General features: G+C 63.7%; 27 protein-coding genes. 15 read left to right on the forward strand and 12 right to left on the reverse strand.

Features of this window, described 5'->3' with window-relative positions; all coding sequences use genetic code 11:
• Positions 1–178 precede the first annotated feature (178 nt).
• Together cysS and N436_RS12740 are read right to left on the reverse strand one after the other, a co-directional pair.
• Positions 179–1561, reverse strand: a complete 1383-nt coding sequence (gene cysS, locus N436_RS12735; protein ID WP_060499013.1) for a cysteine--tRNA ligase — start codon at positions 1559–1561, stop codon at positions 179–181.
• Between the two features lie 9 nt (positions 1562–1570).
• Positions 1571–3274 carry a glutamine--tRNA ligase/YqeY domain fusion protein gene (locus N436_RS12740; RefSeq protein WP_105947678.1) on the reverse strand — a complete coding sequence of 568 codons (1704 nt, stop codon included), beginning with the start codon at positions 3272–3274 and terminating at the stop codon, positions 1571–1573.
• Between the two features lie 248 nt (positions 3275–3522).
• Between N436_RS12740 and N436_RS12745 the strand changes: the two genes are divergently transcribed.
• Positions 3523–4023: a peptidylprolyl isomerase gene (locus N436_RS12745; protein ID WP_060499011.1), complete on the forward strand. Its 501-nt coding sequence runs from the start codon at positions 3523–3525 to the stop codon at positions 4021–4023.
• Complete coding sequence (locus N436_RS12750; RefSeq protein WP_105947679.1) at positions 4020–4742, forward strand: UDP-2,3-diacylglucosamine diphosphatase; 723 nt, start codon at positions 4020–4022, stop codon at positions 4740–4742. The genes N436_RS12745 and N436_RS12750 overlap by 4 nt, the downstream gene beginning before the upstream one ends.
• Before the next feature lie 123 nt (positions 4743–4865).
• Here N436_RS12750 and N436_RS12755 read toward each other — a convergent pair whose 3' ends face one another.
• Positions 4866–7172, reverse strand: a complete 2307-nt coding sequence (locus N436_RS12755; protein ID WP_105947680.1) for an acylase — start codon at positions 7170–7172, stop codon at positions 4866–4868.
• Positions 7173–7368: 196 nt separating this feature from the next.
• Here N436_RS12755 and N436_RS12760 point away from each other — a divergent pair, with 196 nt between their 5' ends.
• Positions 7369–7743: a fe2+ zn2+ uptake regulation protein gene (locus tag N436_RS12760; protein WP_016714110.1), complete on the forward strand. Its 375-nt coding sequence runs from the start codon at positions 7369–7371 to the stop codon at positions 7741–7743.
• A gap of 36 nt (positions 7744–7779) precedes the next feature.
• Here the strand turns inward: N436_RS12760 and N436_RS12765 are convergent, their stop codons facing one another.
• Positions 7780–7968 (reverse strand): hypothetical protein, encoded by a 189-nt coding sequence (locus N436_RS12765; protein ID WP_003248064.1) that lies wholly within the window; start codon positions 7966–7968, stop codon positions 7780–7782.
• A 151-nt stretch (positions 7969–8119) separates the two neighbouring features.
• On the opposite strand from N436_RS12765, the gene N436_RS12770 reads away from it, so the two are divergent.
• From N436_RS12770 to N436_RS12785, 4 genes are all read left to right on the forward strand, one after another.
• Positions 8120–8578, forward strand: a complete 459-nt coding sequence (locus N436_RS12770; RefSeq protein ID WP_110741189.1) for a hypothetical protein — start codon at positions 8120–8122, stop codon at positions 8576–8578.
• A 250-nt stretch (positions 8579–8828) separates the two neighbouring features.
• Positions 8829–9209, forward strand: a complete 381-nt coding sequence (locus N436_RS12775) for a Mor transcription activator family protein (RefSeq protein ID WP_019097046.1) — start codon at positions 8829–8831, stop codon at positions 9207–9209.
• A 61-nt stretch (positions 9210–9270) separates the two neighbouring features.
• Positions 9271–9915, forward strand: coding sequence for a DUF2589 domain-containing protein (locus N436_RS12780; protein ID WP_105947682.1), 645 nt, complete (start codon positions 9271–9273; stop codon positions 9913–9915).
• A gap of 74 nt (positions 9916–9989) precedes the next feature.
• The gene (locus tag N436_RS12785; protein WP_105947683.1) at positions 9990–10544 is read left to right on the forward strand and encodes a DUF2589 domain-containing protein; all 555 of its coding nucleotides are present in this window, start codon (positions 9990–9992) and stop codon (positions 10542–10544) included.
• Between the two features lie 18 nt (positions 10545–10562).
• Here N436_RS12785 and N436_RS12790 read toward each other — a convergent pair whose 3' ends face one another.
• From N436_RS12790 to N436_RS12800, 3 genes are read right to left on the reverse strand one after another with little or no spacing between them, the layout of a single operon-like run.
• Positions 10563–14237 carry a translocation/assembly module TamB domain-containing protein gene (locus tag N436_RS12790; protein ID WP_105947684.1) on the reverse strand — a complete coding sequence of 1225 codons (3675 nt, stop codon included), beginning with the start codon at positions 14235–14237 and terminating at the stop codon, positions 10563–10565.
• On the reverse strand, positions 14234–15976 hold the full coding sequence (locus N436_RS12795; protein ID WP_060499003.1) for an autotransporter assembly complex family protein: 1743 nt from the start codon (positions 15974–15976) through the stop codon (positions 14234–14236). The genes N436_RS12790 and N436_RS12795 overlap by 4 nt, the downstream gene beginning before the upstream one ends.
• Before the next feature lie 52 nt (positions 15977–16028).
• The gene (locus N436_RS12800) at positions 16029–16679 is read right to left on the reverse strand and encodes an N-acetyltransferase (RefSeq protein ID WP_019097051.1); all 651 of its coding nucleotides are present in this window, start codon (positions 16677–16679) and stop codon (positions 16029–16031) included.
• A 162-nt stretch (positions 16680–16841) separates the two neighbouring features.
• Between N436_RS12800 and xthA the strand changes: the two genes are divergently transcribed.
• Positions 16842–17654 carry an exodeoxyribonuclease III gene (xthA, locus tag N436_RS12805; RefSeq protein WP_105947686.1) on the forward strand — a complete coding sequence of 271 codons (813 nt, stop codon included), beginning with the start codon at positions 16842–16844 and terminating at the stop codon, positions 17652–17654.
• A gap of 160 nt (positions 17655–17814) precedes the next feature.
• Here the strand turns inward: xthA and N436_RS12810 are convergent, their stop codons facing one another.
• Both N436_RS12810 and N436_RS12815 read right to left on the reverse strand, forming a co-directional pair.
• The gene (locus N436_RS12810; RefSeq protein WP_110741190.1) at positions 17815–18567 is read right to left on the reverse strand and encodes an anti-sigma factor; all 753 of its coding nucleotides are present in this window, start codon (positions 18565–18567) and stop codon (positions 17815–17817) included.
• The gene (locus N436_RS12815; protein ID WP_105947688.1) at positions 18564–19085 is read right to left on the reverse strand and encodes a sigma-70 family RNA polymerase sigma factor; all 522 of its coding nucleotides are present in this window, start codon (positions 19083–19085) and stop codon (positions 18564–18566) included. Before N436_RS12815 ends, N436_RS12810 begins: the two co-directional genes overlap by 4 nt.
• Positions 19086–19209: 124 nt before the next feature.
• On the opposite strand from N436_RS12815, the gene N436_RS12820 reads away from it, so the two are divergent.
• From N436_RS12820 to N436_RS12840, 5 genes are all read left to right on the forward strand, one after another.
• The gene (locus N436_RS12820) at positions 19210–20262 is read left to right on the forward strand and encodes a catalase family peroxidase (RefSeq protein ID WP_110741191.1); all 1053 of its coding nucleotides are present in this window, start codon (positions 19210–19212) and stop codon (positions 20260–20262) included.
• Positions 20259–20792 carry a cytochrome b gene (locus N436_RS12825; RefSeq protein WP_105947690.1) on the forward strand — a complete coding sequence of 178 codons (534 nt, stop codon included), beginning with the start codon at positions 20259–20261 and terminating at the stop codon, positions 20790–20792. The genes N436_RS12820 and N436_RS12825 overlap by 4 nt, the downstream gene beginning before the upstream one ends.
• 82 nt (positions 20793–20874) lie before the next feature.
• Positions 20875–22080 (forward strand): MFS transporter, encoded by a 1206-nt coding sequence (locus N436_RS12830; protein ID WP_105947691.1) that lies wholly within the window; start codon positions 20875–20877, stop codon positions 22078–22080.
• Positions 22081–22161: 81 nt separating this feature from the next.
• Positions 22162–22707 carry a cupin domain-containing protein gene (locus tag N436_RS12835; protein WP_003248033.1) on the forward strand — a complete coding sequence of 182 codons (546 nt, stop codon included), beginning with the start codon at positions 22162–22164 and terminating at the stop codon, positions 22705–22707.
• Positions 22708–22709: 2 nt separating this feature from the next.
• Positions 22710–23009: a hypothetical protein gene (locus N436_RS12840; protein ID WP_177410299.1), complete on the forward strand. Its 300-nt coding sequence runs from the start codon at positions 22710–22712 to the stop codon at positions 23007–23009.
• On the opposite strand, the gene N436_RS12845 is transcribed toward N436_RS12840, so the two are convergent.
• Together N436_RS12845 and N436_RS12850 are read right to left on the reverse strand one after the other, a co-directional pair.
• Complete coding sequence (locus tag N436_RS12845) at positions 22982–23596, reverse strand: 2-hydroxychromene-2-carboxylate isomerase (protein WP_105947692.1); 615 nt, start codon at positions 23594–23596, stop codon at positions 22982–22984. The two genes, N436_RS12840 and N436_RS12845, sit on opposite strands and share 28 nt — an antisense overlap.
• Before the next feature lie 30 nt (positions 23597–23626).
• Complete coding sequence (locus N436_RS12850; RefSeq protein ID WP_105947693.1) at positions 23627–24358, reverse strand: SDR family oxidoreductase; 732 nt, start codon at positions 24356–24358, stop codon at positions 23627–23629.
• Between the two features lie 89 nt (positions 24359–24447).
• Here N436_RS12850 and N436_RS12855 point away from each other — a divergent pair, with 89 nt between their 5' ends.
• Together N436_RS12855 and N436_RS12860 are read left to right on the forward strand one after the other, a co-directional pair.
• Positions 24448–25011 carry a TetR/AcrR family transcriptional regulator gene (locus N436_RS12855; protein WP_105947694.1) on the forward strand — a complete coding sequence of 188 codons (564 nt, stop codon included), beginning with the start codon at positions 24448–24450 and terminating at the stop codon, positions 25009–25011.
• A complete protein-coding gene (locus tag N436_RS12860) occupies positions 24998–25591 on the forward strand; it encodes a DUF4157 domain-containing protein (protein WP_105947695.1) in 594 nt (197 codons plus the stop codon). The genes N436_RS12855 and N436_RS12860 overlap by 14 nt, the downstream gene beginning before the upstream one ends.
• A gap of 47 nt (positions 25592–25638) precedes the next feature.
• On the opposite strand, the gene N436_RS12865 is transcribed toward N436_RS12860, so the two are convergent.
• Complete coding sequence (locus tag N436_RS12865) at positions 25639–26631, reverse strand: bile acid:sodium symporter family protein (RefSeq protein ID WP_371920911.1); 993 nt, start codon at positions 26629–26631, stop codon at positions 25639–25641.
• Between the last annotated feature and the right edge of the window lie 14 nt (positions 26632–26645).

Here is a 26645-nt window from a genome sequence, read left to right on the forward strand (position 1 = left end):
TCAAAATGTCAGCGCTGCGCAGATCTGAAGCCGTACATCTCAAGTTTGCTGCGCGACAGCGCAGCCCGGAAGGGCTGGGTGATCTCCCACAGTGACTGCACAGGTCTTCAATACTGCGCGGTTCTTGTGGGAGCTGGCTTGCCGGCGATGGGCTGCAAAGCAGCCCCATTTACACCGATCAGTCAGCCAGACGCCAAGTAGTAGTACCCTTGCTGTCTTCCAGCACCACACCCATGGCGGTCAACTGGTCGCGAATCCGGTCCGACTCGGCCCAGTTCTTGTCCGCACGCGCCTGCAGGCGCGCCTGAATCAGGCTTTCAACCTCGGCCGCATCGACCTTGCCTTCGGCGCCCGCTCGCAGGAAGTCATCGGCTTCCAGCTGCAGCACACCCAGCACATCACCCAGCTCACGCAGGCGACCCGCCAGGCCGGCAGCGGCCTCCGGGTCGCTGTCGCGCAGGCGGTTGATCTCACGCACCAGGTCGAACAGCACGGCGCAGGCTTCGGGAGTACCGAAGTCGTCGTTCATCGCCACGCTGAAGCGCTCGACGAACGCCTCGCCACCCTTGGCTGCCACGCGTGGCAAGCCGCGCAGGGCGTGGTAGAAGCGCTCCAGCGCGCCCTTGGCGTCACGCAGGCTGTCTTCGGAGTAGTTGATCGCGCTGCGGTAGTGGCTGGCCACCAGCAGGTAACGCACCACTTCCGGGTGGTACTTTTCCAGCACGTCACGGATGGTGAAGAAGTTGTTCAACGACTTGGACATCTTCTCGCCATTGATACGGATCATGCCGCAGTGCATCCAGGCGTTGGCGTACTGCTTGCCAGTGGCCGCTTCGCTCTGGGCAATCTCGTTCTCATGGTGCGGGAACTCCAGGTCGCTGCCACCGCCGTGAATGTCGAAGCTCTCGCCCAGGCAGCACGTGGACATCACCGAGCACTCGATGTGCCAGCCCGGACGGCCCGGGCCCCATGGCGACTCCCAGCTCGGCTCGCCCGGCTTCACGCCCTTCCACAGCACGAAGTCCAGCGGGTCTTGCTTGGCTTCGTCAACCTCGATGCGCGCGCCGATGCGCAGGTCTTCGATCTTCTTGCGCGACAGTTTGCCGTAACCGACGAACTTGCCGACGCGGTAGTACACGTCGCCATTGCCTGGGGCGTAGGCGTAACCCTTGTCGATCAGGGTCTGGATCATCGCGTGCATGCCGGCGATGTGGTCGGTGGCACGCGGTTCCTGGTCTGGCGGCAGGATGTTCAGGCGGCGCTCGTCTTCGTGCATCGCATCGATCATGCGGGCGGTCAAGGCGTCGAAGGTTTCGCCGTTCTCGTTGGCCCGGTTGATGATCTTGTCATCGATGTCGGTGATGTTGCGCACGTAGGTCAGGTCGTAGCCGCTCTTGCGCAGCCAGCGGGTGACCAGGTCGAACGCCACCATGCTGCGGCCATGGCCCAGGTGGCAGTAGTCGTACACGGTCATGCCGCACACGTACATGCGCACCTTGTTGCCATCCAGCGGCTTGAAGGTTTCCTTCGCTTTGCTCAGGGTGTTGTAGATGGTAAGCACGGCGTTTCCTCAGCTGCCCCAGGAGTCACGCAGGGTGACAGTGCGGTTGAACACCGGGCGGCCCGGCTGGCTGTCTTTCAGGTCGGCGCAGAAGTAGCCTTCGCGCTCGAACTGGAAGCGGTCCTCGGGCTGGGCCTGGGCCAGCGACGGCTCGGCACGGCAGCCGCTGAGCACTTGCAGCGAATCCGGGTTGATGTTGTCCAGGAAGCTGCCGCCCTCCTCGGTCTTTTCCGGGTTCGGCGAGCGGAACAGACGGTCGTACAGGCGCACTTCGCACTCGACGCTGCCTTCGGCCGGTACCCAGTGGATCACGCCCTTGACCTTGCGGCCTTCAGGGTTTTTGCCCAGGGTGTCCGGGTCGTACGAGCAGCGCAGCTCGACGATGTTGCCGTCGGCGTCCTTGATGGCCTCGTCGGCGCGGATCACGTAGCTGCCACGCAGGCGCACCTCACCGGCCGGTTCCAGGCGCTTGTAGCCCTTTGGCGGCTCTTCCATGAAGTCGTCGCGGTCGATGTACAGCTCACGGGAGAACGGCAGCACGCGCACGCCCATGTCTTCTTTCGGGTGGCGCGGCAGTTCAAGCTGCTCGACCTGGCCTTCCGGGTAGTTGGTGATGACCACTTTCAGCGGGCGCAGCACGCACATGGCACGCGGCGCGGTGCGGTCGAGGTCGTCACGGATGCTGAATTCGAGCATCGACATGTCGACCACGCCGTCGGAACGGTTGGTGCCGATCATTTCGCAGAAGTTGCGGATCGAAGCCGGGGTGTAGCCACGGCGACGGAAGCCGGACAGGGTCGACATGCGCGGGTCGTCCCAGGCTTCGACGTGCTTCTCGTCAACCAGCTGCTTCAGCTTGCGCTTGGACGTGATGGTGTAGTTCAGGTTCAGGCGGCTGAACTCGTACTGACGCGGGTGCGCCGGCACCGGCAGGTTGTCGAGGAACCAGTCGTACAGCGGACGATGCCCTTCGAACTCCAGGGTGCAGATCGAGTGGGTAATGCCCTCGATGGCATCCGACTGGCCGTGGGTAAAGTCGTAGTTGGGGTAGATGCACCACTTGTCACCGGTCTGGTGGTGGTGGGCATGGCGAATGCGGTACAGGATCGGGTCGCGCAGGTTCATGTTTGGCGAAGCCATGTCGATCTTGGCCCGCAGCACGCGCTCGCCGTCCTTGAACTCGCCAGCCTTCATGCGGGCGAACAGGTCGAGGTTGTCTTCCACGCTACGCTCGCGGAACGGGCTGTTCTTGCCCGGTTCCTTGAGGTTGCCGCGGTATTCCTTGGCTTGCTCGGGGGTAAGGTCGCAAACGTAAGCCTTGCCCTGCTTGATCAGCTCGACGGCCCAGTCGTGCAACTGGTCGAAGTAGTCGGAGGCGTAGCGCACGTCGCCCGCCCAATCGAAGCCCAACCACTTCACATCGCTCTGGATGGCGTCGATGTACTCCTGGTCTTCCTTGGCCGGGTTGGTGTCGTCGAAGCGCAGGTGGCAGACGCCGCCGAATTCCTTGGCCAGGCCGAAGTTGACGCAAATCGACTTGGCGTGGCCGATGTGCAGGTAGCCGTTAGGCTCCGGCGGGAAACGGGTGACGATGCTGCTGTGCTTGCCCGAGTCCAGGTCGGCCTGGATGATCGGCCGCAGGAAGTTCGCAGGGACAGCGGGGGCGCCTTTGGCAGCGGCGTTGGGCGCGTTGTCGGCAGTGGGCTTGCTCATAGGATCCTTGAATGCACGTGTCCGGCCTGGGTAGGCCGATTGAATCAAAGGGCCTATCATAGCCGAAGCAGTCAAGCTGCTGACAGTCGGGCCCGGACAAACTGGCGTGATTTATCACGGCTTTTTGCCGCAGCCTGGCAAAATGGCCAGTGCGCGCCATGTGTCGCGATCACCTGATCCTGCGTCAGGTAATAACCCGCGCCCTGCGCACCCTAATTTCTGATTGCCTTGAAAAAGCGAGTTTCAGCATGTCCAAAGTCAAACTGAGCACCAACCACGGCGACATCGTCCTGCAACTGGACGCCGAGAAAGCGCCGCAGACCACCGAAAACTTCGTTCAGTACGTCAAGGACGGCCACTACAATGGCACCGTGTTCCACCGCGTGATCAAGGGCTTCATGATCCAGGGTGGCGGCTTCGATGCCAACATGAGCCAGAAGAAAACCCGCGCCACCATCCAGAACGAAGCCGACAATGGCCTGAAGAACAAGAAGTACAGCATCGCCATGGCCCGTACCATGGAGCCGCACTCTGCCTCGGCGCAGTTCTTCATCAACTCGTCCGACAACGACTTCCTCAACCACAGCGGCAAGAACGTGCAGGGCTGGGGCTACGCCGTGTTCGGCGAAGTGATCGAAGGCCGTGAAATCGTCGACGCCATCGAAAAGGTCGCCACCGGCTCCAAAGCTGGCCACCAGGACGTTCCGAAAGACGACGTGATCATCGAGAAAGCCGAGATCATTGAGTGATCCTGCTGATCTCCGATCTGCATTTGCAAGAAGAACGCCCGGATATTTCCCGGGCGTTTCTTGATCTGCTCGATGGCCGCGCCCGCCACGCCAAGGCGCTGTACATCCTTGGTGATTTTTTCGAAGCGTGGATTGGCGACGATGCCATGACGCCCTTCCAGCAGTCGATCTGCCAGGCCATGCGCCGGCTGAGCGACAGCGGCACGGCCATCTACCTGATGCACGGCAACCGCGACTTCCTGATTGGCCAGGCCTTTTGCGACGCTGCTGGCTGCACGCTGTTGAGTGACCCCAGCGTGATCGAGCTGGGCGGCGAACAGGTGCTGCTGATGCATGGCGACACCCTGTGTACCCGCGACCTGGGCTACATGAAGATGCGCCGCTTGCTGCGCAACCCGCTGAGTTTGTGGATCTTGCGTCACCTGCCGCTGTCGGCCCGCTACAAGCTGGCGCGCAAGCTGCGCAGCGAAAGCCGCACGCAAACGCGGATGAAGTCTACCGAGATTGTCGACGTCACGCCGGAGGAAGTACCCAAGGTGATGGCGGAACATGGCGTGCGCACGCTGGTGCATGGCCATACCCACCGGCCGGCGATACACAAGCTGGTGGTCGATGGGCAGCCGGCACGGCGTATCGTGCTGGGGGACTGGGACCGCCGGGGCTGGGCCTTGCAGGTGGATGAGCAAGGGTTTCAGCTGGCGCCTTTCGAGTTTTCCTGACAGCCCTGTGTCTGTAGCACTGACCCTATCGCCGGCAAGCCAGCTCCCACAAGTCGGCCACAGGATTCAAATCTTGTGGGTGACCTGTGGGAGCTGGCTTGCCGGCGATAGGGCCAGAATGCCTTACTGCTGAGCCACTGCCCCTTTGTCTCGCTCACTGATCACCACTTCCCGATACTCTGGGTCAGCCTTGATCTGCGCCTCGGTAAACGGAATCACCGCCAGCTGCTTGGCGGCGAACGCCTTGGTCTGGTCGCTGGCATGCGCCGAAGCTGCTTCGCTTGACTGGGAAAACGCCAGCAACCCACGAGCCTCTGGCCCCTTGTCGGTAAAGCTGACCAGTTGCAGGTAACTGGTACCGCTCACCACCAGCCGCTTGCCCTGACCGTGCGGCACACTGTACATCGCGTTATACACGCCCAGCGCCTGTGGGCCACCCGGCACCGGCGTGCCATCGAGCGCCTGCTGTACCTGCCCCCAACGCGCCTCACCCGCCACGCCGCTTTCATTCACCTGCTTGAGCGAAGCCAGCGCAGCCTCGTGCACCAGCTTGCTCACGGCCGCTTGCTCTACTGCCAAGCCTCGCGGGGTGTGCTGCGGATCGGCCGGGTTGAAGGCCACCCGCCAGCTTTCCGGGTGTTCGGCCAGGGCATTGAACAGGTTCTGGAAGTGCACCAGGCCAATGCCGCTGTCCAGGTCAGCCTTGCCATTCCAGGCCGCCAGGCTGCTGCAGACGGCTTGCACATCCACGCCTGCGCCCTTGCACCACTGCAGCAGGTCTGGCAGCACCAGGCTGGCCAGGTAAACCTCGTCGTCGGTCACCATGCGCTGCAGGTCATCCACGCCCAGTTTTGCCGTGCCCTGCAGGCGTTGCAGGGCAAAGCGCCCGCGCATGCCCAACGGCTGGTCATTGCGGCTGACCAACGGTGAATAACCGGTCAGCGGCTGGGCCGGGTTGGCCATCCAGGCCGGGTCGTTGGAGTTCTGCACGAAGTCCTCGCGCTCAAGGCTCGGCAGCAGTCGCGCCGGGAAAATACCCGCTTGCGCGGCCTGCGCATCGACCTTCCACTGGCATGCGCTGCGCGAACCATCCAGCACCACCAGGCGCCCCTGCCCTTTCGGGTTACTGCAGGCGTCCAGCAGTGGCTGGTCCACGTAGGGCACCACCGACTGGTTCAGGTACAACGCACGCCCGCCTTGGTCCACCGCCAGGGTATTGACCCATGGGATGCCTTGCAGTTGCTCGACCGAGCCTTTCAACGCGGCCAGGCTGTCGGCACGGTTGATCTGGTACCACTGCTGCAGCACCCGGGTGTTGTCCAGGTTGGCATCACGCAAGCTGTAGGCCGCCTGCGCATCCCAATCCAGGCGCCCAGGCCACTGCACCACCGGGCCGAATTGCGAGCTGTAGACCTGCCGTTCCACCTGGCTCACGCTACCATCCTCGGCCTTGACCGCAACACTGACGGTTTGCCTCGCCAGTGGCAGCGACTTGCCATCGAGCAGGTAACGGGTCGGGTCTTTGGGATCGAGCTGCAAACGGTACAAGGTGAAGTGATTCGACGTATCGACGGTGTGCGTCCAGGCCAGGTGCCGGTTGAACCCGATGTTGACGACCGGCAGGCCGGGCAATGCGGCGCCCATGACATCAAGCTGGCCGGGGATGGTCAGCTGCATCTGGTAAAAGCGCATGCCGCCCATCCACGGGAAGTGCGGGTTGGCCAACAGCAAGCCACGGCCATTGGCCGAACGCTGCGCGCCTACGGCCACCGCGTTGCTGCCGCGCTCCGTGGCAAAGCGCTCTTGCCTTGCCAGTGCGGCGCCGAAGCCAGCCGATGCCTGCTGGCTGGTCTGTGCAGGAGGTTGCGCCCCCGCCAGCGCCTCGACGAACTGCCCGACACCGCCTTCGGCCAGCAGCCGGCGGGTCAGCTTGACCAGGTCCTCGCTACTGATGGGCCGCACCCACTCGCCATTGCCGCACTCGGCAGGCAAGCCTTGCCTGCGACGCTCAGCCAACGCCCGGTTGTAGCCGGTGGCATAGCCCTCCAGCAGCGCTTTCACCGGCGCGGGCTGCGCCTGCAAGTACGCGCTGACCGCCGCCGGGCTGTTGAGCCAGGTGAAGAACAGGTCACTGGCCAGGTTGTCACGCTGTTCCAGGGTCTTGCCTTTGGCACCGAAATGGCGTGACCGCTCGCCGCTTACAGTCAGCACCTCGTTGGCCAGTAGGCACAAGTTGTCCTGCGCATAGGCGTAGCCGACACCATAGCCCAGGCCACGCTCATCCTTGGCCACGATATGCGGCACCCCGTAACTGGTGCGTCGGATCTGCGCACTGGCATCAAGGTCGGGCTGCGCCAGAACGGTAACGCTGAAGGCCACCAGCGCGGCGGCCAGGCCAGCGCAAGTCATGGGACGGGAAAGTGGAAACACGGGCACTCCTCGGGTTCGGGGGTCATCCCGATCAGACGAATGGCCAGATGAAAATTTTACGTATTACAAGGCGGTGGAACGTCTTGATGAGAAAGAGGCATTTTTTTCACGAGTGGGTTGCAGTTTTTGCGTTCTCATTCGTCCTAGTAAGTGAGGCAACCACATTTCGGGTTCGTCCACGAAAAGGAGCATTCACATGTACAACCCGCAACCCTCGATCCAGGCTGGGCGCGTCCCAGGCAAAGCGCCCAAGGGACAGGGCATTTTTGCCGAGGAACGCACCGGCAACGAACAGATCCGCGAACTGCTGCGCACCTTTGGCCTGCGTACCAGCCTGATTCGCCTCAAGGTGATCGACGCCTTGCACGCCGCCGACCGCAACGGCCGCAGCATTGGCGTGCGCGGTGTGCACGCCCAACTGGAACAGCTGGATATCCCGCTGTCGTTTCTCAGTGTGCGCGAAGTGCTCAAGCGCCTGTGCGCCGAAGGCGTCATTCAGCTGGGAAGCGACAAGTGCTACAGCCTGAACCCTCAGGCCCGCGCCGTGCTGGAGCAAACACCGCTGCGCTGAGCGTATGGCCGGCCAGACCTGGCCGGCCCGCACAGGTCAGGGCTTGACCTTGCGCCGCAGGATGCCATTGATCACCACGACCACCACCGCAATGGCAATGGCCAGCATCTGGAAGGTCTGCTCACTGATCGTGCCCTGCTTCTGCAGGTGGGACAGGCCCAGCATCAGGCCCAGTACAACCAGGATGATCAAAAGGGAATATTTCAGGCGCTGCACGTGTGTCATCGAAGGTTCCTTGCAACATCAGGGGCAAAAGGCTCGCAACGAGCCGCGGCCATGATACAACGGCCACCGCCCCCGGCGCTGCATTTCCTGCTGGGTGGGGCGGGATCAGCCTGAAACCATGAGACTCCCAAGCACCCAAGCCGGAGTCACCATGTACAAACCCCTGCTGTTCACTTCGCTGTTTCTGGCCCCTTTTTCCCTTCATGCACTGGACACCTGGCAGACACCCGCCGAGCACCTGCTCGAACTGGGGCGCGAGCTGGCTGCCCATGCCGGCAGCAGTCAATGGCAACAACTGTGGCAACGCGTGCGTCAGGCCGGGTACCTGCAGGCCAATGCGGCGCCGGTCCATTTCAGTGTGCCTGCGGCCCGGCTACCCGACCTGGCCCGGCAAACCCTGACCCAGGCCGATCAGGTGCATGCTCAGCGCCAGACCCAGGCCCTGTACCGCCGCCACTTTGCGGGCCAGGTCATCGGCCAGCGCAACGGCCAGCCCCTGCATGCGCTGTGCCTGCTGGTTGACTGGCGCACATTGCCCCAGGACATGCGCGCCACCCCTCAGGCCTATCTGAGCAGCGCCAGCTTGCTGAACAGCTATCCGTGCGAGTGAAGGTTACCGGACCCATCCGCAACAATCGGCGTGATCAGATGAGAAATCACCAGTCCCCGCCAAATGTCGATGCCATTTCCTACAGCACCGGATATCGCTGCCTGCAAAACCTGTTCACCGAAGCTACAACTCCCAACCCATATGCCGCCTAGCGACGCGCCTTGGCAGTCGCACAGAATTTGCTCACACCTTCGACATACCGCCGCGGGTGATCGGGTCGCACATCCCACCCATCCCGAAGGAGCGCCATATGCAAACGCCAGACTTGAGCCAGATCGATATCAGCCAACTGCCCCACTCGCTACAGGCCCTGATCGACTGCATCGGCATCGAAAACGCCTACCAGCTGACCTGCGCCTTTGGTGGCAGGCCCAAGTACATCCCCAAGCACCGCGAGCGTACCAAGCTTGCCGACGTGCTGCCGGCCGATGCGCTCGATGCGCTGATCAAGCGCTTTGCCGGGGTCGCCCTGGAGATCCCCAAGGCTGACCACTTCCTGCGCCAGCTGCGCAACCAGCAGATCCAGAAGGAAAGCGCCAACGGCCTGTCCCGCAGCCTGTTGGCCAACAAATACGGCCTGAGCCTGCGCCAGATCGGCAACATTCGGCGCCAGGAGCCTTGCGCTCGCTGACGCCACTGCACCGTGGCCGCCATTGGCGGCTTCCTTACCCCACTAGAAAGAGCATCCCGATATGTCGATAGACAACAGCCTTATTGGCTCGGTCATCAACGCCCTGCCGATGGACCGCATGATCGCCGGCCCCCTGCAGGCCATGGTCCAGGCGCAGGTAACCGCCAGCAAATCGTACGCCGACTTCCTGATGCAGGTATGCGTCCAGGATGGCAAGGCGGTCGCCATCCAGTTCGACTACGACGAAACCATCGTCGATGAACAGGGCGAATACAAAGGCGTGGTCAGCAAGACCATGAAAGTGCCGCTGCTGGCTGCCATTACGCACCCGAACATCTCGATTGAAGAGGGCAATGTAGAGTTCGAACTGGTGATCAACCAGATGTCGGAGGATACATCCAGCAAGGACATGAACGCAGAAGCGACCGGCTCACTGGGCTGGGGGCCGTTCAAGCTGAACGTGAAAGGCAGCGTCAGCCACAAGTCCACGCAAACCCGCAAGACGGATACACGCGCCCGCTATGCCTTCAACACCACCCTGAAGCGCCAGGAACCGCCCGAAGCGATGATGAGGGTGATCGAGTTCCTGACGGACGCCGCGACCAAGCCAACCGTTGTCAGAACCGCCGAACTGGAAAGCCCGGACGAGATTTCCCAGGCCGATACCCTGAAAGGGCCAAAACCGGAAGGCCCACCGGCGCCGTGAGACGTTTGAGTGCCCCCATCAACCCCTCCTGCCCGCAACGGGAGGGGCACCACCTGGCTTGAGGAGTCGAATCGTTGCAAAAGCCCCCCGCCCCCATGACCTCCATCGACCTGCGCGAAATCACCCGTGGCCTGCAAGAAGCCGCCAGCGCCACCAACAGCTTGATTGCACAGCAGTACATCAACCTGTTCGACCAGTTTTTCGAGTGCGACACTGAGGCGTTGGGCGCCCCCATGAAGGCCAAGATGGTCGAAGTGGCAATGGACGGCCAGCACATCATGCGCGTTCCCCTGTTTGCTTTGGTGTCGCCCAAAGGCCTGGCCCTGGAGCGCATGCAGGTCGACTTGTCGGTGCGGGTCAAAGGTACTGAAGCGCAGCAGGCCCTGCTGACGGCAAGCGAGAGCAAGGCCGCCAGCTTCAAGGTCACCATCGGCGGCCAGGGCCGTCAGGGTGACAGCCGTGACCCTGACGAAGTGCAGATACGCATGCAGTTCCAGGCCAGCGAACCACCCGAGGCCCTGAACCGGCTGATCGAGGAATACACCAGCCTGATTGTCCCGGTACGTGCTCCCGCAGCACCGCCCTCGCCCGACACCAATGAGTTCATCGAGGCAGCCACCGTCCGCTGACGGCCGCCCCGTCCTCCTTCAGAAGTCGCGCTTGTAGAAGATGTCCAGAGAACTGGCCAACCCGCTGGCGGCTTCCAGGTACACCTTTTTGCTCAGTTTGTAGCGCAACGCAATGGTGTTGGCAGGCTCGAACACGCCTACGCCGTAACGCAGGCTCAACTTCTCGGTCAGGTTGCCGCTGGCGACCACGCTGGTTGTGTTGCCAGAACCCTCGGTATCCAGCTGGAAGTCGTCAATCCCAAGGCTCGAAGCCAGGCTGCCGGTAATCCCGGCGCTACCGGCCAGGCCCAGGCCCAAGGCCGCTTCGGCGAGCATGTTGTTGTCTTCACCGGACGTGCCCAGCGGCCGCCCCAACACCAGGTACGACAGTGCTTGCTCCTGGCTCATGGCCGGTTCCGAGAACACTTTGGTGGTCGGCTGCTCGGCACTGCCGCTCAGGCGGATACCGGCAATTACATCGTCAACCTTGCGAATGGCTTCGATATCCAGATACGGCTGGTCAATCGGGCCGGCGAACAACAGCCGCGCCCGGCGGATGGTCAAGCGCTGGCCGTAGGCACGGTAGCGTCCGTCTGCCAGGCTCAGTTCACCACGGGTGTCGAGGTTATCGCCGATGTGTACATGGCCAAGCAGGTTGGCGGTGAGGCCAAAGCCGCTGAACGACAGCTTGTCGCGACCCACTTCGACGTCAATGTCCATGGCCATCGCCATGGGCGGTTTGCCCTCTTCTGTCTGGTGGCCGACGATAACCGTGTCATCCGACACTTTGACGGTGGACGGGGGCAACTCGCGAACAGTGATCTTGCCCTTGGGCACCTGTACCTTGCCGGTAACCGCCAGCTTGTCGTCGATCAGGCGCAGGGTCAGGTCCGGGGCAACTTCCAGCGTGGCATAAGGCTCGACCGTGACCGGCAGTTGCTGGCCTTGCAAGCGCACGTCCATGCCCAGTGCCTGGCCCCAGGTGAGGTTGCCGCTCACCTGGCCACGCCCGGCCTCGCCACTGCGCCAGTTGCCGTCAAGCTGCACGTGCTCGCCGGAAATCAGCGCCTGCAATGACAGGTCCTGAAGGCTGGCCGGCAGTTCGGCGCCGCTGACTTCGCCACCACTGAGCATCAGGTCGCCGTTGACCTGCGGCGCCAGCAACGTACCGGAAAGCCGGCCACTGCCATTGAGCTGCCCGGCCAGCCGCTCGACCATCGGCACGAACGGACGGGCTACCGACAGGTCCAGCCCGGCCAGGCGGAAATCACCCGACAACGGCTTGTTTTTGCCCAGCGGGTCGAGCCGGGCCGTGAGGTTCAACTCACCCAGGCGCTCGCCGCGAAACGCCAGGCGCGTATCGATGCGCCGCGGTGCCAGTGTGCTGTCCAGGCGCAGGGCCTGGTAAGGGAAGTCGATCCAGCGACCCTTGTCCTTCACACGCAGGGTGCCGCCACTGGCATCGACCACGACCGTACCCTTGGGGCCACTGGCCGGGATGTCCAGGTTGATATCAGCATTGAGCAGGCCTTGCCAGGCGAAGTCCTTCGGCAGCCATTGGGCCAGGCTGTCCAGCGGGAACTGCTTGAGGTGGTAGCGCAGACGCGGCTCGGGGGCCAGGCGCTGGTCATCACCACACAGGCTGGCCTGGCCGGAGCGCCAGCAATGGGCACCGAAATCCAGCTGCCCACTGGCCAGGCGCTGAAGCCGTGCTGGCGCCTGCAACTGCCAGTCCTGGCCACCGGCCTGAATACGCCCACTGGCCAGGCGCCCTCGCCAGTCACCCTTGCTCAACTGGCCATCCAGCCCAAGGTCGAGCTTGAGTTGCGGGCCGTCCAGCGCCAGGGTCAAGGCTTGCTGGCGAATGTCACCTTTGCCGTTGGCCTGCAGCGTGCCCAAGGCGGTGTCGCCAAGCTGGATGCCTGTGGCCTTGAGTTCGATTACACCGCGCTGGGCGTTGTCCAGCCGGGCCTCCAGGCCCAGCTGCTGCAGGCGGTTTTCGGCCTGGGCCAACCGTTGGCCCTGCAGGGTCAGCGTACCTTGCGGGGCCTGCAAGGTGCCGGCGAGGTCCAGCCGGCCCTTGACCTGGCCTTGCAGCCTCGGCCACAACTGGCCCAGGCGCGGCAAATCGAGGTCGATTCGCCCGGCCAGGCGCTGCTGCAGGCTGCCACTGCCGTTGATGCGGTTGTCACCTAGCTGGATAGCCAGTGCACCGAGCGTCCAGCTCTGCCCTGCCCCCTGCGCCTCGGCCTTGAGCACTGCCGGCTGGCCACGCAGACGGCCTTTCAGGTCAAGTTGCGCATCAAGGGTGAGCGCCTCGCCTTTCAGCTCGCCTTTGCTGCGCAGCGGCCCTGCCAGCGTGCCCGGCAGTTCGGCCAGCCAATAAGCAGGGTCGAGCGCCGAAAGCTGCAAGTCGACATCCCAGGCCAGCGTGTCGGCAAAGCGCACAGCGACGCTCCCGGCGGCCTTGCCCTGCCCGGCGGTCAGCGCCAACTGCGGCAGCTTCACCTGGCTCAGGTCGCCTTCGAACGGGCTGGCCAAACTGAATGCACCCGCTGGGCCGTCAAGGTCGCCCTTGAAGGTACCCTGATAGTTGCCATCGCGATAATGCACCTGGGTATTGAAGGCCTTGAGGGTAACCTGGGGCGGCGTCTCCAATGGGTACAGGCGCAACCACGGGAAGTCCTGCCAGTCCAGTTGCGCATCGGCGCTCAGGCCTTTTTGCCAGTCGGCCGTGGCTTGCAGCTTGACCCGTTGGGTGTCGCTGGCGGTCAGGTCCAGGGCATCGAGCCTGGCGCCTTTACTGTCGACCAGGCCGGACAAGGCCAAGGCGATCGGCGACTGTTCAGCCGGCAGGCTGGCCGTACCCGACAGCTGATAACCCTTGAGCAAGTCGCCTTTGGCATCGAGCTTGAGCTGGTTCAACTGCAAAGTGTCAGGCAATGCGCCCGCCGGTTTGAATGCCTCGGAACGGATCTGCAAGGTTGCGGGCAGGTGCTCGGCCAACGCCTGCAACTGCCCGTTCAACGTGGCGTCGAGGTAACCGCTGCTGGTGCCTGCCAGCTTCAGGGTCTTTTGCAAATCACCCGTGGCGGTCAGCGCCAGCTGCCAGGGTTTGCCCTCCACTGCCGGTAATTGCAGCTGTGCCTGCAGTTGCAGCGGCCAGTCACCCTCGGGCTGCAGGTCACCCTGCAGGGCCAGTTTCAGGTCATCGCGCTGCAGGTGCAGGCTGTCGATGCGCATGCCGGTGCTGGTCCAGTGTGCCGCCAGTTGCAAGTCGCCCAGCAGGTCACTGCCGTCCAGCCGCAGTTGGCCGACCTTGACCTCACCCAGTTCGATGGCCAGCGGCAAGCGCAGCGCAGGCAGCTGCAGCGGGCCGCTGTCGGCCGGCTCGGCACTGGGCGCGAAGGCCATGTCGATGCGCTGCGCCTGCAACTGGTCAATGCACAGGGTGGAACGCATCAGGCATGCAGGCGACCAGGCCAGAAGCGGTGCCTGCACCTCTACTGTGCTGCCACCATCGGCCCAGCGCAGCATGCTGGCCTGCCAACTGCCCGCCAGGCGCCCCTGAAAATCGGTTACTTCAAGCCCGGGCACCTTGCCCAGTGCCCAGCGGCTGCCAGCCTCGGTGCCCACCAGCAGGCCCAGCGCCAGGCCCAGGCTCACGACGACCCCGAACAGGCCCAGCAAAATGTATTTGGTCACACGTTTCAAAGCTCAGGCCCCATGGAAAAGTGCAGGCGAATGCCCCCTTCGTCATCCAGCGCCTTGGCCAGGTCCAGGCGCAGCGGCCCGACCGGCGACACCCAGCGCACACCAAAGCCCACCCCGGTCTTGAGGCTGGGCAGCTCCAGGTTGTTGAACGAGTTGCCTTGGTCGACGAACGTTGCAAGCCGCCACTTCTCGGTCAGCGAATACTGGTACTCGACACTGCCGGCCACCAGGTAGCGCCCGCCAATACGGTCACCGTCGCTGTTCTTGGGCGACAGGGTCTGGTAATCGTAGCCACGCACGCTCTGGTCACCACCGGCGAAGAAGCGCAACGACGGCGGGATGTTGTTCTTGAAGCCATTGGTCGCACTGCCGCCGAACTGTACGCGGCCGAGCAAGCGGTGGTTGTGGCCGAGCGTGGTCAGGCCCTTGAGCAGCACGTTGCCATGCAACAGGTTGGTGTCGGAAACCAGCCCTTCCTTGGCCCCCTGTACATCGAACTGCAGGCGGTAGCCGTTATGCGGGTCGATACGGTTGTCACTGCGCAGGAAGGAATAGCTGACGCCCGGCATGAGCAAGTTGCTCAGCCCGGAGTCGTCACCCAGGCGATATTCCTCGCGCTGGTACTTGAGCGATATCACCCGCTGCCAGCCACTGGGCAGCTTGCTGTGCCACTCGGGGCCGACCGTCAACAGTTTGCTGAGGGTGTCGGTACCGGCAAGTTCCTCGTTCTGGTAGCCACCGGCGAAGCGCAGCTTGTCGGTCAGCGGCGGGTCGAGGGGAATGTCGTACCACAGGCCGACGTTCTGCCGCGGCGCCGACAGCTCGGTTTCCCAGCCGTAGCTGTGGCCCTGTGGGTTAACCCAGTGGCGAGTCCAGTTGGCCTTGCCGCGTGGCCCGACGTCGGTCGAGAAGCCCAACCCCAGGCCCATGGTACGGGGCTTGCGGGTTTCCAGGCGCACATCCACAGGGACTTCTTCGCCCACCGCGGCGGTGGGTGCTGCATCCACGCGCACACCTTCAAAATAGCCGCTCGACTGCAAGTCGTTGTTCAGTTCGGCGATCAGTTCAGAATCGTAGGGAGTCCCCGGTTTGAACGACACCATGCGGTGCAGCAGGTCGTCATCCAGTGGCGTGTCGCCACCGAAGGTGACGGCACCCAGGCGGTAACGCGGGCCACTTTGGTAGACCAGTTCGATATCGGCCACGCCGGCCTGCGGGTCGACCGCCAGGCGCTGGCGGGTAAAGCGGCCGCTGAAGAAGCCGTAGCGTGATGCCTGGTTCTGGATCAGGCGCTTGGCATCCTCGTAATGGCCATGGTTAAGTTGTTCCCCGGCACGCAACGCCTTGCTGTCGGGAACGCGGAAGGCCTTCATTTCGCTGGCCGGGCCGTCGATGCGCACGGTCACGTTACGCAGGCGAATCGGCTCGCCGGGGTTAATGCGGATGATCAGTTGTGGGGAATGGTCAGCGTCACTGGCGGGCTTGACCTCGGTATCGATTTGCGCCTGATAGTAGCCAAGTGCCTGCGCCGCTTTGCGCGCCTGCTCCTCTGCCCCGCGACTGAAGCGCAAAAGCGCTTCTTCATCGCGGTCACCCAAAGTGCCTATATAGCCTTCGACATTGGCCTTGAGCGCCTTGTTGGCCGGTTTTACCTTCACCAGCAACTCGCTCTGGCCCCATGCTGCGAAACTGGCGGCCCAGAAAACCAGGCCCCAGGTCAATCTTCCTGAATACGTCATGCGGCGAATGCTACCAGAGCCAGGCGCTCAAGGGAGCCGCCTGGCAGCCTGTTCAGGCAAAAGCGGAATTTGAAGAGACCGGATTCGGATGGAAGAACACCCTTTCCCGGATGGGTCCTACAGCCACCTCGCCAATTTCCTCATAACCCTGACGCTGGTAAAAGGCCAGGTAATGCTCGTTTCCGGTGTCCAGCACCACACCCTGGGTACCAGGGTCGTCCGCGCACCAGTCGTGCACCGCTTGTAACAATTGCTCACCGTAATGCTTGCCCTGAAACTGCGGGTGTACGCCCAGCAACGGCAGTACATGCACTTGGTCGGTGGGCAGGCAGGTAGCCAGCGCGGCCTGGTAGTCCATGTAGCGCCGCGTGCAGCGCGGGCCCGTACCCAGGATCATGCGCAGGCGCCAGGCCCAGCTGTCGGCCACGCCCAGCCGGCGCAGCGGCGGCACGATCAGTGCCAGGGCGATCAGGCGGTCCTCCACCAGCAGGCCGATGGCAGGCAGCTGCAGGTAGAAATGCTGGCGCACCCATTCGCGCACCATCACCCGCAGGCGCCGCTCATACCCTGGGCGCTGGGCCTCGAAAATATAGGCAAAGGTGGGTTCATGGCGGTAGGCGTTATACAGCAGCGAACGCGCCTCGCGGCTGTAACCATCATCGAGCAGGCAGACACGGGCCGGGGCGGCGTTGGTATCGGGCATTGCGGGCAGACCTCCTGGAATGGGCGTACAGTGCCTTGGAGGTGCCCCAGCGCGCTTCGTTCACCCCCAACAGCACGTTAGCAGCAGGTTCGCCTGGCCGCCACGCTGGTGATGACGGGCGATGTCGGCTAGCATCGCGCCTTTTACCGGGATTATCTTTCCATGAAGATCGTCTGTTTCAACATCAACGGCCTGCGGGCCCGCCCGCACCAGCTGGCGGCGCTGATCGAAAAGCACCAGCCGGACGTGATCGGCCTGCAGGAAACCAAGGTCAGCGACGATCAGTTCCCGCTGGCCGACGTGCAGGCACTGGGTTACCACGTGCACTACCACGGCCAGAAAGGCCACTACGGCGTGGCCCTGCTGTCGCGCCAGGCGCCGCTTAGCGTGCACAAAGGCTTTGCAACCGATGAAGAAGACGCCCAGCGCCGCTTTATCTGGGGCACCTTCGCCGATGCCGATGGCAACCCGATCACCATCATGAACGGCTATTTCCCCCAAGGCGAAAGCCGCGACCACCCCACCAAGTTCCCGGCCAAGCAGCGCTTCTACAGCGACCTGCAGGCATTGCTGGAGGGCCAGTTCCGCAACGACCAGCCACTGCTGGTGATGGGCGACATGAACATTTCGCCGCAGGACTGCGATATCGGCATCGGCCCGGACAACGCCAAGCGCTGGCTGAAGACCGGCAAGTGCAGCTTCCTGCCGGAAGAGCGTGAGTGGATGGAGCGGTTGAAAGGCTGGGGGCTGGTCGACAGTTTCCGCCACCTTTACCCGGATGTCACCGACCGCTTCAGCTGGTTCGACTACCGCAGCCGTGGTTTCGAGGACGATCCCAAGCGTGGGCTGCGCATCGACCTGATCATGGCCTCGCAGCAGCTGGTGCCACGGATCAAGGCAGCGGGCGTGGACTATGAACTGCGCGGGATGGAAAAGCCGTCGGACCATGCACCGATATGGTTGGAGTTGAACTGACCTAAAAGGCAGCACTGGGGCTGCTTTGCAGCCCATCGCCGGCAAGCCAGCTCCCACAGGTAATGCGTTAATCTCAAGAGCTACGCGGTCCCTGTGGGAGCTGGCTTGCCGGCGATGGGCCGCACAGCGGCCCCGGCAATTTTGACGGCGAAGCTGATCTTCACAAACCCAGCCGTAACGCCTCCCCTACACCTGCTCCACGCAAATCATCCGCCGCGCTGACCAGGGCAAAGTTGTAAGCCCCATGCGACCAATACCTTGCCTCCAGCTGACCATCGACCCGCTGCCCGTCCGGCATGCGCCGATAAAGCTCGCCCGGTGAGCGCAGGAACAGGCTGATGCGCTGGCCTTTGCCATCTTCAAACACCAGCAGGGCCGCCGGCCCTTGCTCGTTGCTGAGCAACCGCGCCCCTACCGGTTTGAAACCATAGCCCGCCAGGTCGGGCAACTGGCCCACACGATTGAAGTGCCGCCCCAGCCAGTCGCGCAACTGCCCCGGGTCGCTGGCCTGGATATCCAGCGCCTGGCTGTCGGCAAACAAGCGGTGCGCCTGGACGGCATCGGCCATGGGCAAATCGACCCGCGCTAGGGTGGCATCGCGTACTTGCCAGCCGCCCAGCCCTCCCATACCCAATGCCAGCATCACCACCGCCGCCGTCGCCCAGCGCCGCTGACGACGCTGGCGCAATTGCCGCCGTAACTGCCCAATGTCCAGCTGCGCGGCCCCGGGCATTTCGCCAAACCCGGCCAACGCGGTACGCAGCCGGCGGGCATCGGCACGCCAGCCCTCCACCCGCTCCGCAGCCTGTGGGTTGGCCGCCAGCCAGGCCTGCACCTCGGCCCGGCGCACAGGCCCAAGGCGCTCATCGACGTAAGCGTGCAATTCGTCTTCGCTGGGGATCAGGCGCGTCATTTCAGTCTCCGCAAGGCCGGGGGCTGCGGGTTGCCCTCGGTCAGTTCGCGCAAGGCATTGCGCGCGCGCGACAGGCGCGACATCACAGTGCCGATGGGGATGCCCAAGGCCTGGGCGGCCTCCTTGTAACTCAAACCTTCGATGCTGACCAGCAGCAACAGGGCGCGCTGCTCTGCCGACAGCCGGGCAAACGCCTGCAGGTCGGCCTGGGCCAGGACGATGGCTTCGAGGTTGTCGCCAACCGGCTCGTCGTCGCGCTCGGCGCGGCCGAACCAGGACAACCAGCGCGCATGCATGCGCTCGCGGCGTTTACCGTCGAGAAACTGCCGATAAAGAATGGTGAACAGCCAGGCGCGCAGTGCATCAGCATCGCGTTGCTGGTCACGCCGGCTCAGGGCCCGCTCGACCGTGGCCTGCACCAGGTCGTCGGCGCTGCCCGGCTCGCGGGTCAGCCACACGGCAAAGCGGCGCAGGCGGGCCAGCAGCTCGCGCCACTGGTGGTCGTCCAGATCGTGCATGGCAAAGTCCCGGCCTTTGAAGTTGTCAGTGTAAAAGGCAGACGCCTGGCGGCAAATTCTATTCCCTCCGAGGGAATAAGTTTTTCCCTGAGCCGTCGTACCGGCACATTCCCCCAACCGGACGATGACCATGAACTCACCCTTGCACGGCCCGGCCAAAGCGTTGCGCCTGGCTGCCATCGGCGCCGTGATGCTGGCCGCAGGCGCCGGCTTTGCCTATGCCGCCGGCTGGCTCGGCGAAAGCCGGCTGACGCCGCAGCGCATCATCGACACCTTCGAAGCCCAGGCCGGGCAATACCCGGGCTATCGCAAGAACCACGCCAAAGGCCTGTGCGTCAGCGGCTACTTCCAGGCCAGCGGGCAGGCCGCCAAGCTGTCCACGGCGCGAGCATTCAGCCAGTCGCGGGTGCCGGTGATCGGCCGTTTCGCCATCGGCGGTGCCAACCCGTTTGCCCCGGACACCGGCATTCCGGTACGCAGCCTGGCGATTCAGCTGAGCACCGACGACGGCCAGGTCTGGCGCACCGGCATGAACAACCCGCCAGTGCTGGCGGTCAGCACCCCACAAGGGTTCTACGAGCAAGTGCTGGCGGGCGCACCAGACCCAACCACCCACAAGCCGGACCCCGCCAGGCTACAGGCGTTCTTCGCTGCCCACCCGGAAAGCGCGGCGTTTCGCCAATGGGCGGCCAGCTACAAGCCCAGCGACAGCTTCGCCAGCACGCAATACCACAGCATCAATGCCTTCCGCCTGATCGACGCAGCCGGGGTGGCCCACCCGGTACGCTGGCAACTTGAACCACAAGCCGCATTTGCTGCGTTGCCTGCCCAAGTAGATGACAAGCAGTTCCTGCAGCACGACCTGCAGCAGCGCTTGGCCCAAAGCCCGCTGCGCTGGACGCTGCGCCTGGTGCTGGCCGACCCGGGCGATGCAGTGGACGATCCTGCCCGCCCCTGGCCCACCGAGCGGCGCAGCGTAGACGCCGGCACCCTGGTGCTGGAGCACGTCGACGCCCCGGAGCAAGGGGCCTGCCGCGACCTCAACTTTGACCCGCTGATTCTGCCGCACGGCATCGAGGCGTCAGGCGACCCGATTCTCGCCGCCCGCTCCGCCGCCTACTCGGAATCGTTCAATCGCCGCAGCCGTGAATCGCTCAGCACCGGAGCCCAGCCATGAGACCCGAAGCCTTCCACCCGTTCGCCCGTTTGCTGCACTGGTTGATGGCCGTGCTGATCCTGGCCATGTTGTTCATCGGCGTAAGCATGGTCGCCGACCTGTCGCCGCGCCACCCCGTGCTGATCAGCCTGCACAAGGCCACCGGCCTGGCCCTGTTGGTACTGGTCGTGCTGCGCATCGCCGTACGCCTGGCTGTGCCTCACCCGCCGCTGCCGCCGGCGCTGCCGACACTGCAGCGCTGGGCCGCCGGGGCCTCGCACCTGTTGCTCTATGCCCTGATGCTGGCCATGCCGTTGCTGGGCTGGGCCATGCTGTCGGCCGGCGACTACCCTCGCCCGCTGGGCTTGCCCGCCATCGCCCCGCACAACCTCCAGTTGTATGCCGTGCTGCGTCAGGCCCATGGCTGGGCCGGCTACCTGCTGTTCGCCACGGTGCTGGTGCATGTGGCGGCGGCTTTGATGCACGCGTGGGTGCGCCGCGACGGCGTGTTGCGTAGCATGTGGCCTGGCCCCCTGCGTCGCAACGACTGACCGGCAGCAGCCCAGGGGTTCGACAAACGATAATTATTCTTAATAAGATCGGCTTTCACTTGCCGCACTACCTGGACTGCCCATGAACGTCGCAAAGGACTCTGCAACCCTTCTACCTGCCAGCACGCTGGACTTACGCCCGCTGCTGCTGGCCAACATGGCCTGTACCATGTCGATGATGGCCTTCGTCGCCCTGATCGGCCCGATCGCCCGCCAACTCGGCATGGCCACCTGGCAGGCCGGCGCCGCCGTAACGGTGGCCGGCGTGGTCTGGGTGCTGCTGGCCCGGCCCTGGGGCCGGGCTTCAGACCGCCTGGGCCGCCGGCGCATTCTGTTGCTGGGCACTGCCGGATTCACCCTGGCGTACTGGCTGTTGTGCCTGTTCGTCGAAGGCGCACTGCGCTTCATGCCGGGGGCGACCCTGGCCTTCTTTGGCCTGATGATCGCGCGCGGCTGTATCGGCGCTTTCTATGCCGCCATCCCGGTGGGCTGCAACGCACTGATTGCAGACCATGTCGAGCCGCAGCGACGCGCGCGCGCCATGGCCTCGCTAGGGGCGGCCAACGCCGTCGGTCTGGTGGTGGGGCCAGCGCTGGCTGCGCTACTGGCGCGGCATAGCCTGAGCCTGCCATTCCATATCATGTCGCTGCTGCCGGCCAGCGCCTTCCTTGTGCTGCTGTTCACCCTCAAGCCGCAGGCCCTGCCCCACAGCCACGCCCCCAGCCCGGTGCGGCTGGGCGACCCGCGCCTGCGTCGGCCCTTGCTGGTGGCGTTCAGCGCCATGCTCAGTGTCACCGTGTCGCAGATCGTCGTCGGTTTCTTCGCTCTCGACCGCCTGCACCTGGGCCCGGCAGAAGCGGCCCAGGCCGCCGGCATCGCGCTGACTACCGTAGGCGTGGCACTGATGCTGTCGCAGATACTGCTGCGCAAGCTGGAATGGCCACCGCTGAAGATGATCCGGGTAGGCGCCACGGTTTCGGCCATCGGCTTTGCCTGCGGCTCGCTCGCGGCTACCGCACCTTGGCTATGGGCGTGCTACTTCGTCGCGGCAGCCGGCATGGGCTTTGTCTTCCCGTCGTTCTCAGCGCTGGCGGCCAATGCCATGCAGGCGTCTGAACAAGGCGCTACAGCCGGCTCCATTGGCGCGGCACAAGGCATGGGCGCCGTGATCGGGCCACTGGCCGGTACCTTGGTGTATGCGCTCGATCCGCGCTTGCCATTCCTGGCCGTGGCCGTGCTGTTGTTGCTGGTCGGGTTGTGGCCGATGCCGCGTGAACAGCGGCTTTGACAAGCACAGCGCGCAAGCGCGCAGAGTGTGTTTTAATGCGCATCGCTCATTATTATTGACACCTCTGATTACAAGGCGGCTATGGACACGGGGACGCGACTCAAACTGGTGCGTGAACGCAACAACCTCTCCCAACGGGAACTGGCCCGTCGCAGCGGGCTGACCAATTCGACGATCTCGCAGATCGAGCAGAATCGCGTCAGCCCTTCGGTCAGCTCCCTGAAAAAACTGCTTGAAGGCATTCCCATGAGCCTGGCGGAGTTTTTCAGTTTCGACGAGCCGGTGCGTGAAGAGCGCTACGTGTTCCGGGGTGGCGAACAGCCCGACCTGGGCCGCAACGGCCTGCGCATGTTGCTGGTCGGTGCAAGTGTCGAAGGCCGACAGATGCGCATGCTGCGCGAACTGTATGCCCCCGGCGCCGACTCGGGCGAGCCGATCGTGCATGCCGAGGGCGAAGAATGTGGCCTGGTCACTCGCGGCACCGTGGAGCTGTGGGTCGATGGCCAGGTCAGCGTCCTCAACTCGGGCGATGGCTACTACATTCCCACTACCCTGCCGCACAGTTTCAAGAACATTGGCCCGGACGAGGCCGAGATCATCAGCGCCAACACCCCGGCGAATTTCTGACCTTGACGCAACGGGCTTCGCTGAACACGCGCGACATTTATCAATGCCTGCGCAACGCAGCCTTGGGCGTGCACCCACTTGAAGTGTGTGCACGCCACGCTGATAGCCTGGTCGATGTGAGCATTCAAGGTTGGCGATTGACGTTGGCCCTGGATGCCGAAGGCCTTGCCCATTGCGTCCACTGCCATACCCCGGGCGGCCAGCAAGCCGGGCTCGAAGATTGGCAGCGCTACGGCACCAACCCGGTCGACCTGCTCAGCCTGTGGGAGCGCACTCAGCTGGAAAAGCTGCTAGCCCCTTGAGTCAATGCCTCCTCGACAAAATCCAGGCGGTCCTGCCCAAAGAACATCGCCTCACCCACAAAACAGGTCGGCGCACCAAACACCCCACGCGCCACAGCCGCCTCGGTCGCCTGCTTGAGCGCCGCCTTCACTTCACCGTCAGCCGTCAGTGCGTGAAAAGCCTGTGGATCGAAGCCTGCCGCTGTCAGTGCTTCATCCAGAACGGCGCTGTCGCCCAGGTTACGCCGCTGCGCCCACAGCCCATTGAACAGCGCCGACAGCAACGGCTCGAACCGCTCCGGGGAATGCAACTGGGTGCCCATCACGCCGCGCATCAAGCTCAGCGTATTGACCGGGAACCCCGGCGGCATGCCGAACGGCACGCCATAACGAGCGGCAAAGCGCGCCAGGTCGGTGAACATGTAGCGGCCCTTGGCCGGGATCATGGCCGGCGAAGCATTGCCAGTCGCTTGAAACACCCCTCCCAGCAGCATTGGCCGGTAGCGCAGTGTGGCACCCCGGCGAGCGCACAGGCTCGGCAGTTGCGTCCAGGCCAGGTAGCTGGCCGGGCTGCCCAGGTCAAAGTAGAAATCGACAGTGTTGTGCATGGGTTTCGGTCCTTGCTGGGTGAGAGGGGCTTACCAACGTTCCATCCAGGGGCGCAGGTCCAGTTCGAATGTCCAGGCGTCTCGCGGCTGGGCGTGCAAGAACCAGTAGCTGTCGGCAATGTGCGCGGGGTCGAGAATGCCATCCTGATCCTTGAGGGCGTAACGCTCGGGGAAGCTGTCACGGATGAAGGCCGTGTCGATGGCCCCGTCTACCACCACATGCGCGACATGAATGTTCCGCGGCCCCAGCTCGCGCGCCATGCTCTGGGCCAGGGCACGCAAGCCATGCTTGGCCCCGGCAAAAGCGGCGAACCCGGCTGCACCACGCGTGCCAGCGGTGGCGCCAGTAAACAGAAGGGTGCCACGTTCACGTTGAACCATGCGCCGGGCAACTGCTTGAGCCGTGAGAAAACCGGCAAAGCAGGCCATTTCCCAGATCTTGAAGTACTTGCGCGGGGTTTCTTCAAGGATGCTGCAGGGAACATTGGCACCGATATTGAAGACAAACGCCTCGATAGGGCCAATATCACGCTCGATAGTCTCGACCAGCGCGGCCACTTCATCCTCCTTGCGTGCATCAGAGCCAAACCCATGGGCCTGGCCACCGGCTGCGCGTATTTCCTCCAGCAGCGGTTGCAGTTTTTCGGCCTGGCGCCGGGTCACGCAAGCGACATAACCCTCGCGGGCAAAGCGCTTGGCAATCTCACCCCCGGTGGCGTCGCCTGCACCAATCACCAGCACTACTTTTTGTTGTTCTGCCATGCCTGCCTCCATTGGTGAATGATCGTTTAGTAAACGAACGCTATGTTAAGATCGCGGTCATCGTCAAGCCCGCCTGCAGAGGCATGTGAATGCGCTACTCCAATGAACACAAACAGCAAACCCGCGAGCGGCTGCTGGCCAGCAGCGGCGCGCTGGCCAAGCGGGGAGGTTTTTCCAGCACCGGCGTGGCCGGGCTGATGAAAGCGATTGGCCTGACCGGCGGCGCCTTCTACAACCACTTCCCTTCCAAAGATGACCTGTTCACCGAAGTGGTACGCCAGGAGCTGTGCAACAGCCCACTGGCACGCCTGGCCAGTTCGGGCGCAAGCCGCGAGCGGCTGGGCCGTTGCCTGCAGCAGTACCTGAGCCTGGCCCACCTGCACAATGCCGAAGGTGGCTGCCCGCTGCCGCCGCTGGGTGTGGAAATCGCCCGGGCCGCCGCGCCCGTGCGCGAAGAGGCCGAGCACTGGCTGGTCAGCCTGCACAATGCCTGGTGTGCAACACTGGAGGATGATCAACTGGCCTGGGTGCTCATCAGCCAATGCGTCGGTGCGTTGATGGTCGGGCGCATGCTGGCCACTGAGGGTGTGCAGTCGCAGGTGCTGGACGCAAGCCGCCAGTTTGTCGAAAAGGCCCTGCATGAAGCGGATTAGCCTGCTGCTGGGCCTCACACTGGCGCTGCCCGCGCTTGCCGAACAAGCGTGCCCACCCGGGCAATACCAGGTGTGCCTGATGGGGTGTTTCTGTGCGCCGATAGACCCAGGTCAGGCCGGCCAGATTCTCAAGGATGTGGAGGTCATGGCGTCTTCCAGCCTGACGTTCGCCTTGCGCCAGGCCAGGGATGAGGCCACCGCCAACGGCGTCGAGCCGATCCCGCTGCATATCCGGGCGCAACTCGAACCCTGGTACGACTTTGCCGTGCTTGACGCAGCGCGCTTCCGGGTGGGTGACGAACAGCAGATGAGCGCGGCCAATGCATTGTTGCAAAACCCTGATGTGAACGCTGTGACGCTGATCGACACGATCATCTTCCGCCGGGCCGACGATGCCGAGAACAACGTGGCCCTGTGGGCACATGAGCTCAAGCATGTGCAGCAATATCAGGAACTGGGGGTAGAGGAATTCGCCCGGCGCTATACACGCAACTACGACGACCTGGAGGGACCTGCCTACAAGATCGAGGCAGAGGTGGGCAAGGCTCTGCGCGAACGCGGCTCGGGCCAGGCCAGATAGCAGCAGCGGTGCGCGCCGCTGTGGGCGCGCCCGCTGCGCTTGGTTTTTCAGGACGCCGCCGATGCCTCTTCTGTCACTTGCTCTCGGCTGGCATAACGCTGCGCCAACACCGCGCAGACCATCAGCTGGATCTGATGGAACAGCATCAGCGGCAAGATCATCGCACCAATGCCGCTGCCCACGAACAACACCTGGGCCATCGGTACGCCGGTCGCCAGGCTCTTCTTGGAGCCGGCGAACAGGATGGTGATACGGTCTTCCAGGTCAAAGCCCAGCACCTTGCCAAGCAGACGAGTGCCAAACAGCACCACCGCCAGCAGAATCCCGCACACGGCGAACAACCCGGCCAGGTGCTGCGGCGATACCGTGTGCCACAGCCCGGTGACGACTGCCTCGCTGAAGGCGGTGTACACCACCAGCAGGATCGAGCCCTGATCCACCACCTTGAGCCAACGGGCATTGCGCTTGACCCAGGCGCCGATCCAGCGTCGCGCAATCTGCCCCGCCACGAACGGCACCAGCAGTTGCAAGGTGATCTTCAGCACGGCATCCAGGCCAGAGCCGGTGTCGCCACTGGCGCCCAGCAGCATCATCACCAGCAACGGGGTAAGGAAGATGCCCAGCAGGCTGGACGCTGCAGCACTGCAAATGGCCGCCGGCACATTGCCACGGGCCAGCGAAGTGAACGCAATGGCCGACTGCACGGTAGCCGGCAAGGCACACAGGTAGAGCACGCCCAGGTACAGTTCATTGCCCACCAGCGGCACGAACAGCGGCTTGAAGGCCAGGCCCAGCAACGGGAACAGCACGAACGTGCAGGAGAACACCAGCAGGTGCAGGCGCCAGTGCCCGGCACCGGCAATGATCGCCTCACGCGACAGCTTGGCGCCGTGCAGGAAGAACAGCAGGCCGATGGCCAGGTTGGTCAGCCAGCCGAAATACACTGCGCCATCCCCTGAGCAAGGCAGCACGGTGGCAATCAGCACCACCCCGAGCAAGGCCAGGGTGAAATTGTCGAATAACATGCGCAAATACTTCATCACTGTGTCCATCT

Source organism: Pseudomonas sp. RV120224-01b (genome assembly GCF_003208145.1).
GTDB classification, from domain to species: domain Bacteria; phylum Pseudomonadota; class Gammaproteobacteria; order Pseudomonadales; family Pseudomonadaceae; genus Aquipseudomonas; species Aquipseudomonas monteilii.

Coding starts and splice junctions, on each gene's coding strand:
- N436_RS12740 (WP_105947678.1), bottom strand. CDS start 3,274: ATGAGCAAGCCCACTGCCGACAACGCGCCCAACGCCGCTGCCAAAGGC.
- N436_RS12745 (WP_060499011.1), top strand. CDS start 3,523: ATGTCCAAAGTCAAACTGAGCACCAACCACGGCGACATCGTCCTGCAA.
- N436_RS12760 (WP_016714110.1), top strand. CDS start 7,369: ATGTACAACCCGCAACCCTCGATCCAGGCTGGGCGCGTCCCAGGCAAA.
- N436_RS12765 (WP_003248064.1), bottom strand. CDS start 7,968: ATGACACACGTGCAGCGCCTGAAATATTCCCTTTTGATCATCCTGGTT.
- N436_RS12770 (WP_110741189.1), top strand. CDS start 8,120: ATGTACAAACCCCTGCTGTTCACTTCGCTGTTTCTGGCCCCTTTTTCC.
- N436_RS12775 (WP_019097046.1), top strand. CDS start 8,829: ATGCAAACGCCAGACTTGAGCCAGATCGATATCAGCCAACTGCCCCAC.
- N436_RS12780 (WP_105947682.1), top strand. CDS start 9,271: ATGTCGATAGACAACAGCCTTATTGGCTCGGTCATCAACGCCCTGCCG.
- N436_RS12795 (WP_060499003.1), bottom strand. CDS start 15,976: ATGACGTATTCAGGAAGATTGACCTGGGGCCTGGTTTTCTGGGCCGCC.
- N436_RS12800 (WP_019097051.1), bottom strand. CDS start 16,679: ATGCCCGATACCAACGCCGCCCCGGCCCGTGTCTGCCTGCTCGATGAT.
- xthA (WP_105947686.1), top strand. CDS start 16,842: ATGAAGATCGTCTGTTTCAACATCAACGGCCTGCGGGCCCGCCCGCAC.
- N436_RS12810 (WP_110741190.1), bottom strand. CDS start 18,567: ATGACGCGCCTGATCCCCAGCGAAGACGAATTGCACGCTTACGTCGAT.
- N436_RS12815 (WP_105947688.1), bottom strand. CDS start 19,085: ATGCACGATCTGGACGACCACCAGTGGCGCGAGCTGCTGGCCCGCCTG.
- N436_RS12820 (WP_110741191.1), top strand. CDS start 19,210: ATGACCATGAACTCACCCTTGCACGGCCCGGCCAAAGCGTTGCGCCTG.
- N436_RS12825 (WP_105947690.1), top strand. CDS start 20,259: ATGAGACCCGAAGCCTTCCACCCGTTCGCCCGTTTGCTGCACTGGTTG.
- N436_RS12830 (WP_105947691.1), top strand. CDS start 20,875: ATGAACGTCGCAAAGGACTCTGCAACCCTTCTACCTGCCAGCACGCTG.
- N436_RS12835 (WP_003248033.1), top strand. CDS start 22,162: ATGGACACGGGGACGCGACTCAAACTGGTGCGTGAACGCAACAACCTC.
- N436_RS12845 (WP_105947692.1), bottom strand. CDS start 23,596: ATGCACAACACTGTCGATTTCTACTTTGACCTGGGCAGCCCGGCCAGC.
- N436_RS12850 (WP_105947693.1), bottom strand. CDS start 24,358: ATGGCAGAACAACAAAAAGTAGTGCTGGTGATTGGTGCAGGCGACGCC.
- N436_RS12855 (WP_105947694.1), top strand. CDS start 24,448: ATGCGCTACTCCAATGAACACAAACAGCAAACCCGCGAGCGGCTGCTG.
- N436_RS12860 (WP_105947695.1), top strand. CDS start 24,998: ATGAAGCGGATTAGCCTGCTGCTGGGCCTCACACTGGCGCTGCCCGCG.
- N436_RS12865 (WP_371920911.1), bottom strand. CDS start 26,631: ATGAAGTATTTGCGCATGTTATTCGACAATTTCACCCTGGCCTTGCTC.